Consider the following 8,298-nt stretch of genomic DNA (forward strand, 5'->3'; position numbering starts at 1 on the left):
GTGGTGGGGTGAGGCGCGGGGCGCGGGGCGAGAGACCGCTCAGTCGTGGAGGGTGTCCTTCAGCGGGGCAGCGAAGCAGCCCACGGCGTTTCCTTCCTCGGCTGCAACCTTGAGGACCCGCACCAAGTCTTTGCGGGTCTCGATGTCGTTCTCCTGCGAGGAGGACTCAACCTTCACGTGCAGCTTGGTGTTTTCGTCTTGGTCATCGCCCTCTGCCCTGGTGCAGGGCAGAGCGGCGGCGACACCGCCTCGCACCGACCACCCCTCAGGGAAGCCGGAGAGCTTCTTGGCCTTTCCCCGCGACGCGTCGGGGCGGTCCAGGGAACGCGACGAGTCCATCTGCTTTACGGAAACTGTCAGTGCCCGCTTCCCGTCCGCGGTGATGGCGCACGTCGCACCGTACTCTCCCTTCTTCCGGGACACCTTCTGCCACCCCCCCACGTAGTGGGACTCGGGGACCAGGCGGTCGAGCACCGAGGAGGGCAGGCCGAGGAGCACGGTCTGACAGGTGTTGCCCGACACCTCCGTGAATTTTTTGGGCTCCTTGCGCTGTGTGAGGGCTCCGGCGAACGCACCGGCCGCGACCAAGGCCACGGCGAGGACCGCGAGGAGCGTGTAGCGAAGCCACCGGGGGAACCGTGGAAGTGCTGTCATGACTAGTCAGCGAGTTCTTTCACCTTGTCGAGGGAGCTGAGGAACGGTGCCGTTGTACCGACACGAGAATATGCCTGGCTGAATCCGTCGTCGGAGAAGGTCTCCGCCCAGCTGCTCGACACCTTGACGTTGTGCTCCTTCCGGATGGTGTTGAGGATCTCCTCGTTCTGCTGCACGTCCCGGCGGGACAGCTCGTCATAGATGAGGCTGGCCTTGTGCGCTGCTGAAGTGGACTTGTTCATGCTCCAGTACTCGGAGTCGGCGTCGCTGAGGCCCGCCCCGGTGGCGCCAGTGATGACTGCGGAGGTGACAGCGGCGGTGAGTGGGTGTGACTTGGCGATGGGTTCGAGCGCGCTGATGGTCCCGGTGACGACTCCGACGCCACCGTTGGCCCACAGCCGCTTGCTGAGCGTCGCCTTGTCGAAGTCCTGTTCTTCTCGGATCGCGGGGGCGATCAGCGCTTCCTGACGTCCGATGGCGAGCGTTCCTGTGGTTTCCCCCGACGTCCGGAGGATCTCCTCGACAGTTTCCTTACGGGAGGCGTCGTACCGCTGGTCGGGAGGAAGGTCACCGGCCAAGTGGTGCTCCAACACCTGGGCCGTGTAGTGCTTCTGGCCCAGCGAAATCTGCGCGTTCGCGTCGGCGTCCTGGCCCACCTGTACCAGGAACCGCGTCGCCTCACCGTGGCTCATTCCGGCCTGGGCACCGGACATGGGGAACAGCTTGGTGTCGTCCGAGCCGTCCTTGATCGCGCGGAAGAAGTCGGCGCTGTATTCGGCCGTGGCTGCTCCCAAACCGTCATGCATGCCGGGCGCGATCTTCATGCGGTCTTCGTCGACCTGGCCGACAGCCTTGACGAGCTTGGACATCAGATCGGCTTGTTCCTTGGTGTGGGACGGGCTGTGATCCAACGGAGCATCCCAGGCGTGGCCGGTCGCCGCGGCGCCGAGGGCATGGCCGAGAGCCTCCCGGGAGGGGACCACGTCCTTCTCCGGATCGAAGTCCGGGCTGTTCGCGCCGTCCTGGATGTACTTGCGCTCCCGGAGCAGGTAGTCGAAGTGATCGTCGTTCGAGAAGAACTCCGTGGACGCGTCACCGTTATGCCCCATCGCCTCCAGGAAGCCCGTCATCGGGTCTGCACCTTGGTCGGCTTTGGGGCCGAAGTTGAGGTAGTCCACTGGTTTGAGGCCCTCACTGAGCCATTTGCGGTGCCCGTCGTCCTCCGTACGGCCGCCGCGCGCTTCGAACGGCCTCTTGTCCTCCTTGAGAAGCTTGTCACCATAGTCGTTGAGGAAGTCGGCATCCCACTTCCCGGTGCGCATGAGGTTGCTCATGACCTGGAAACCGTACGGCGGCGCGGCGTCGTAAGTGCCCGGTTTCGACGGGCCAGGCAGCCTGTTATCGCCGAGTGCGATCACGTCGTGCTTCCACTGCTGCATCTTCGGCGAGTCCGAATGGCTGGCCAGTGCCAGGGTGTCCCCAAGGTTGTCCTGTAGTGCAGCGAGCTGCTTGGTGACCCCCTCTGGGCGCTTCTTGGGCTCGCTGAACGGCCCGTCCTCGTACTCTGGCCTGGCCACCTTGTTCCAGAACTCCATGACTCCCTTCGCGCCCTTGCGGGTGGCGAACTGCTCGGCGAAGTCGGCGTTGTGGGCGTTCTTGGCCAGGATGCCGTTGAACTGGGAGAGGAGCTTCGGGTCCTTCTTGAGGTCGTCGTTTCCCGCGAGCTTCATCAGGGCATCGACGTCCTCCTTCGTCTCCTTCCTGACGTCGACGAGGTGTCCGGCGATGTCGTCGTTGAAGCCCTTGCCCGGCGGGTCGATCTGGAGGACGGTCTTCAGCGCGTGGTCCGCCTTGCTGGCGTCGGAGATCGCCGTACGGATGCGCCGGTTGCACTCGTCGACATGCTGCTGGAGCTTGTCGAAGTCGGCTATGTCGTCCTTGTGGCCCGGGAGGATGGACACGGTGCCCTTGGCCTCGTCGAGCTTCAGGTAGTTCTTGCTGCCGTCCTTGGGCTCGGCGGTCACGGCCTTCTCGATGGTGCGGATCTCCTCCTGGGAGAACTCGAACGTCGCGAGGGCCTCCGACATGTTGGTGCTGATCTTCGCCGCGAGCCCCGCGGCCTCGGACATCTGCCGGCGCACACCGCCGAACTTCTTGAACGCCGCGCTCGCCGTCTCGCCGTACCAGCCGGACCTCTCCAGCGGACTGGAGACGGTACGGCTGAAGGAGACGGCCACGCCGTCGATCTTGCCGGGGAGCTTCTGCCACTTCTTGGCAGCCTCCCGCAGCGGCTCCAGATTGGCGTCGCGGATGGAGGTGTACTCGAGCTCAGGAGGGGTTGTCATCGGTGCTCCCTAGAAGTCGGGCTTGTCGCCGTCGACCGTCCGGGGAACGTACGGGCCGGGCATCGGCTCCGTCGTCCCGTGGGCGTACGGGTGGTACAGCGGCCCCTGGATCGGCTTCACCCCGGAGGGCACCGCCTTGTCGATCTCGGCCTTGCGCCGTACGTCCTCGGCCTTGAAGGAGGTGGCAGCTGACCTGAGTGCCTTGGCGACCCCGGTGTAGAGACCGTCCAGGTATTTCATCTGCTCGCGCCAGAGCTTCTGGAAGTCCTTGAACGCCTCGTCGCTGGCGAACCCCTTCAGGGAGCCCGGTACGTGCTCGGTCTCCCGCATGGTCTCGTTGTCCGTCTTCTGGAAGTCGTCACTGACCGTGTCCGCCTTGCCGGCGAACGTACGGAGTACTTCCGCGGAGACGTTGAGACCCTTCTCGCCGCCCTTCCCACCGCCTCCCTTGTCGCCGTCGCCGGCGCCGTTCAGCTGCATCGAAGTGGACTGCCGCGAACGGGCATCGGCAACCAAGCCCGCCCATTCCTGGTCGAAAGACATGCGTCTCCCCCCGTTTTTCCTCGATGGGTGTCTTTTTCCTCGATGGGTGTCTGGGCCCTTGGGAAGAACCTATCTTCGAGAAAATCTATAAGAGACGCAGCGCTGACGCTTCCCCCCTCCGCAGGACCTGCACACGCGCAGCTCCACCGCGGTGCCCCCGGTGAAACGGCCGCCCGGCGTCGGCGGCCGACTGCCGTTGCCGGTACGGCGCGTGCGTGGTCGATCCCGACGCCGGGTTCCTCCACGTTTCCTGCGTGTGGGGACCGCACGTACTCGCTGTCGGTGAAGCCCTCAGCGCCAGCCGTACGGTCTCCAACGCGCTCATGCGCGAGAGCTCGCTGTGGCAGCCGGCCGCCGGGAAAACCGGATGCTCCCGCGTACGCGGTCCGGTGACCATGGGCGCCATGGTCACACCACGAGTCCGCTGGAGCGGCGCGGTCGGGGAAGCGGCATGGATCCGGCCGCTGTTGGAGCCGTTCGAGCGCGCGGCCGTTACCTCCGTGGTGCCGCGCGGCTTCGAGGCGTACGCCCGCGTGCTGCACCCGTTGTCCGCCGACGAGGAGGGGGACGACAGCGCCGGGGGAAAGCCCACGGGAAGGGAGCACTGCGCGGGGAAGGAGACCGAGGCAGCGGGTTGTGAGGCCGCGCCCGTGCGCTGGCGGGAGGTCGCCGCGTGGAGCGGGGCGGCGCTCACCCCGCGCGCCCAGTTCCACGACATCGCCCTGCCCGAGCACACCCCGCCTGGACCCGCGCCGTGGGACGGGAGCGGCCCGGAGGAGGGCACGCTCAGCGAGCCGGACGCGACAGCGCTGGTGGAGATCCTGCGGGCGTACACGGGAACGCCCGAGGAGTGCTGGTTTTGCCTGTGGGACGGCCACGGCTGGGACACGGCGGTCACCTCCGACGGCTGCGCCGTCACCGATCCGGTTCCGGCCGCCGTCCGTGCCGGTCCGCGCGTCGAACTGCCGCACCGGGAGTACCTGCTGTACGCGGGGCGGGTCGAGGAGGCGCTGGCCTTCGTACCGGAACAACGGCAGACGGCCAACCTGTGGTGGCCCCGCGACCGTTCCTGGTGCGTGGCCACGGAGATCGATCTTCAGTGGACCTATGTGGCCGGGTCCCGCACGCTGATCGACCACCTCGTCGCCGATCCCCGCCTGGAGGCCCAGCCCGTCGAGCCGTCCGACTCCCATCTGCTGGAGGTCCACGGCTGGCTCGCCCGCGCCCGCGACCGCGCCGTCACCGGCGTACTGGCGACCGGCGCCACCACCGTCACCACCTCCCGCGGCACCGTCACGGCCCGCCTGCGGCGCCCGTCCCTGCTGCGCCGCGGGGTGCTGAGCATCGAAACCACACACTTCGGCGAGGGCGAGGGCGAGAGTGCGGGCGAGGGCGAGGGCGCGGGCGAGGACAGCAGGAAGACGTACCTGCAGCGCGGACGCGGCACCGTGGACCGGGACGAGATCGGCACAGCGCTCACCTTCGCGCTGACCGACCTGGCGAACGGGTGACGGTGCGCGGTGCCGCCTGCCCCGCGGGCGACCCCAGCGCCAGCCGTACCGCCTCCCACGCGCTCGCGAAGGAGACCTCGCTCAGGACGCCGGGGGCCGCCACCTGGTCGCCGACCAGGTAACGGCCGTCGCCGCGGTCGATGGCGGGGCGGTCGCGCCAGCTCGTTCCCGGGAGGTCCACCGCGCCGGTCCGCCCGTCGGCGGTCGCTTCCGTCCGCCGTACGACGCGGTCGCGCCACCCGGCGAAACCGAGGTCGAGCAACTGTTCGCCACGGGTCAGCGCGGCGGCACGGGGCTCGTCGGGCGCCATCGGGAACTGGGCCTGGATCAGGGACTGCCCGGCCGGCGCCAGTGAGCGGTCGGCGGCGGAGAACCGCTCGATCCAGCCCGGCGCCTCCAGGTCGGAGACGGCGAACGCGTCCCCCCTGCGGGCCTCCAGCACCAGGTCCAGCAGAGCCGTCCGCCCGCTCGGCCAGCTCAGCGACGGGTCGTCCAGCAGGCCTTGGGCCGCCGCCAGCGAGGTGGCGATCACCACGGGTCCGTGCCGCTGCGCCTCGGCCAGCGCACCGGCGTCGACGCGCGCCCCCGTCTCGACGCGTACGCCCGACTCCCGTGCCCGCCCCGCCATCCGCGCCACCAGCGAGGCCCAGCCGTCTTTCGGATAGTGCGCCTCGGGCGGCAGCTTCGAGGCCCGCCGCATCCGCTCGTGCGTGAACGCGGCGGACAGCTCGCCGGGCGCGTGATGGAAGGTGGCGACGGCGGCGAAGTTCGCGGCGACCCGCGCCGTCTCCTCCCCCAACTGCTCGGCCGCCCACGCCAGGTACGGCACCCCGACGGGGGCGTCCCGCCTGCGCCGCAGCCGCAACAGAGCCGGCGGCGGCATCCGGTGCAGGGCGCCGCCCCGGTGGTAGCGCATGCGCAGGCCCTCCACCGCCGGTACCCGCGCCATGGGCGGCAGCAGGCCGCGCCGGGCGAGCCAGCGCCAGTGCGGGCCGCCGTTGTAGAGCGCGTGCGGTCCCTCGTTGGTGCGGTACGGGCCCTCGGCCGTACGCGCCCGCCCGCCGAGCCGGTGCCGCGCCTCGTACAGCGTGACCTCGGCTCCGGCCTCAGCGGCGCACAGTGCGGCGGTCAGCCCGCCGAGACCACCGCCGACGACGGTCAGCCGCCCGCGCCCTGTGACGTCACCCATCAGGTTCTCCCACTCTCGTCTTGGGGCCGGCTCCCGTCGCACCAGCCCGCTCTCGTCCCCCGTTGCACCGGCCCGCTCTCGTCCTGGGCTCCCGGCCTCCCGTCACACCGGTCCGCTCTCTTCCCGGGCCGGCTCCCGTCGCACCTGCGCCCTCTCACCGTTCCGACGAACGAGACCGCCCTCGATGTGACAGCCCCCCGGGGGGGCCCGAGCCGCGCCCGCGCGGGGTGGGGTCCGCCCTCCTACGCTGGAGGCGGAGGACGCGTCGCCTATCAGCGAGGTGGGACAGCGATGCCCGAGCTTCCCGACGTCGAAGGCTTCCGCAAGGTGCTGGCCGACTGCGCGCAGGGCCGGACGATCAAACAGGTCGACGTGCGGGACACGGGGGTGCTTCACGGGGTCGGTGCGGGGCGGCTGAGCCGCGATCTGGAGGGGCGCAGGTTCACCGAGCCCGAGCGGCACGGCAAGTGGCTGCTGGCCCACACGGGCGGGCCGACCGTCCAGTTCCACTTCGGCATGACCGGGCGGCTGGTGTGCGCCCACGCCGACGACGCCCCGCACGCGCACGACCGCGTGCTGTTCACCCTCGGCGGCTCCCGGCAGCTGCGCTACCGCGACCAGCGCAAACTCAAGGGGCTGTGGCTCGCCGGCGACCCGGAGGCCGCCCGCCTCCTCGACGAGCAGGGCCCCGACGCGCTCGCGGTCTCCCGCGCCGGCTTCGACGGGGCGCTCACCGGCCGCAGCGGCCGTCTGAAGGCCGTTCTGACCGACCAGTCGGTCCTCGCCGGCCTCGGCAACCTGCTGGCCGACGAGATCCTGTGGCAGGCCAGGCTGCACCCGTCCCGCCGCACCGACTCCCTCACCCAGGACGAGCGCGCGGAGCTGTACCGCACGATGCGCCGGGTGCTGCGTACGTCCGTGCGTGCCGCACAGGTGCCGCCCCGCGACGACTGGCTGACCGGCCACCGCGACGCCCCGGCCCCGGGGGCGCCCTGCCCGCGCTGCGGCACGCGTCTGCGCTCGGGCCGCACGGCGGGACGCACGACGTACTGGTGCCCGCACTGCCAGCCGGCCCCGGACTGAACCCGCCTGAGTCCGGATCCGTCTGAGCCTGGATCCGCCCGAGTCTGGACCCGCTGAGTCTGGATCCGCCCGAGCCTGACCCTGCCCCAGCCTGAGGCCGAGCACCGAGACCGGTTTGTCCCTGCCTCGCGGGCAGGCGGGGCAGGCGGGGCAGGCGGGCTTATGCCACTTATATAGGTGTACAATACAAATAGATCGCCGTCGCGGCAGCCGACAACAGCGGAAACGGGACGGCCGACGAGAAACGGAGGATGTGACCCGGATTGGCCTGGACGGCATCACTCGCACACACCGTACGCAAGGGCTTTCACACGGAACGGGTCTTCGCCGATCCCTGGGCCCTCGGCCGCGCCGTACTCGCCGTCGCCCTCGGAGCGGCCCTCGGCTGGGCCCGCGACGACCTCCTCGCCACCACGATGATGAGCGTCGGCGCCTTCATCTGCGGCATCGGCACCCTCCTCGCCCCCCTGCGGCACCGCCTCGTCAACGCCCTCGTGATGGCGGTCGCCTTCAGCGGTGCCACGGCGCTGGGTGTCTTCCTCCAGCCGACCGGCTGGTACTTCCTCATCGCGCTGGCCGTCGCCGCGTTCCTCGCCGGCCTGTGGCGTGCCCTGGGTGCCGCGCCCGGAATCCGCGCCTGCCTCGTCGTCATCGGCATGCTGATCACCGCCGACGTCTCCCCCGGCATCGACGCGGGCCTGGAGATGGTCGAGTGGATCGCCGCGGGGTCCGGACTGGTCGTCCTCGTCCATCTGCTGCCGCCGTACGGCCGCCGTCACGCCGCGCAGCGCCGCAAGCTCGCCGACGTGTACGCGTCGCTGGCCGACTACGCTCGCCGCGAGGGCGCTGCGGCCTCCCGCCGCGAGGGCGCCGCGGCCACCCACCGCGAGGGCGTCGCGGCCACCCACCGGGAGGGCGCCGCGGCGAGCGCCTCCCCGGCCCCCTTCTCCGCCGCCCGCACGGCCCTCGGCCT

The 8,298-nt window shown here is 70.1% G+C and carries 7 protein-coding genes; 3 read left to right on the forward strand and 4 right to left on the reverse strand.

The window, feature by feature from the left end; genetic code table 11:
- Nucleotides 1-39: 39 nt before the first annotated feature.
- The 3 genes from AB8Z75_RS26795 to AB8Z75_RS26805 are packed head-to-tail and all read right to left on the reverse strand — an operon-like array spanning nucleotide 40 to nucleotide 3,542.
- Nucleotides 40-654, reverse strand: a complete 615-nt coding sequence (locus AB8Z75_RS26795; protein WP_369206333.1) for a hypothetical protein — start codon at nucleotides 652-654, stop codon at nucleotides 40-42.
- 2 nt (nucleotides 655-656) lie between these two features.
- The gene (locus AB8Z75_RS26800; RefSeq protein ID WP_369206335.1) at nucleotides 657-2,999 is read right to left on the reverse strand and encodes a DUF6571 family protein; all 2,343 of its coding nucleotides are present in this window, start codon (nucleotides 2,997-2,999) and stop codon (nucleotides 657-659) included.
- A 9-nt stretch (nucleotides 3,000-3,008) separates the two neighbouring features.
- A complete protein-coding gene (locus tag AB8Z75_RS26805) occupies nucleotides 3,009-3,542 on the reverse strand; it encodes a WXG100 family type VII secretion target (RefSeq protein ID WP_369206337.1) in 534 nt (177 codons plus the stop codon).
- A 215-nt stretch (nucleotides 3,543-3,757) separates the two neighbouring features.
- Between AB8Z75_RS26805 and AB8Z75_RS26810 the strand changes: the two genes are divergently transcribed.
- Nucleotides 3,758-5,053 (forward strand): hypothetical protein, encoded by a 1,296-nt coding sequence (locus AB8Z75_RS26810; RefSeq protein WP_369206339.1) that lies wholly within the window; start codon nucleotides 3,758-3,760, stop codon nucleotides 5,051-5,053.
- Here AB8Z75_RS26810 and AB8Z75_RS26815 read toward each other — a convergent pair.
- Nucleotides 5,019-6,242 carry an NAD(P)-binding protein gene (locus AB8Z75_RS26815; RefSeq protein ID WP_369206341.1) on the reverse strand — a complete coding sequence of 408 codons (1,224 nt, stop codon included), beginning with the start codon at nucleotides 6,240-6,242 and terminating at the stop codon, nucleotides 5,019-5,021. The genes AB8Z75_RS26810 and AB8Z75_RS26815 overlap by 35 nt on opposite strands.
- 291 nt (nucleotides 6,243-6,533) lie before the next feature.
- On the opposite strand from AB8Z75_RS26815, the gene AB8Z75_RS26820 reads away from it, so the two are divergent.
- Together AB8Z75_RS26820 and AB8Z75_RS26825 are read left to right on the forward strand one after the other, a co-directional pair.
- Nucleotides 6,534-7,325, forward strand: coding sequence for an Fpg/Nei family DNA glycosylase (locus tag AB8Z75_RS26820; protein ID WP_369206343.1), 792 nt, complete (start codon nucleotides 6,534-6,536; stop codon nucleotides 7,323-7,325).
- A 263-nt stretch (nucleotides 7,326-7,588) separates the two neighbouring features.
- Nucleotides 7,589-8,298 (forward strand): FUSC family membrane protein (locus AB8Z75_RS26825; RefSeq protein ID WP_369206345.1); only part of this gene is annotated, 710 nt, incomplete at its 3' end.

The sequence above is a fragment of the Streptomyces sp. PU-14G genome (genome assembly GCF_041028275.1).
GTDB lineage: Bacteria > Actinomycetota > Actinomycetes > Streptomycetales > Streptomycetaceae > Streptomyces.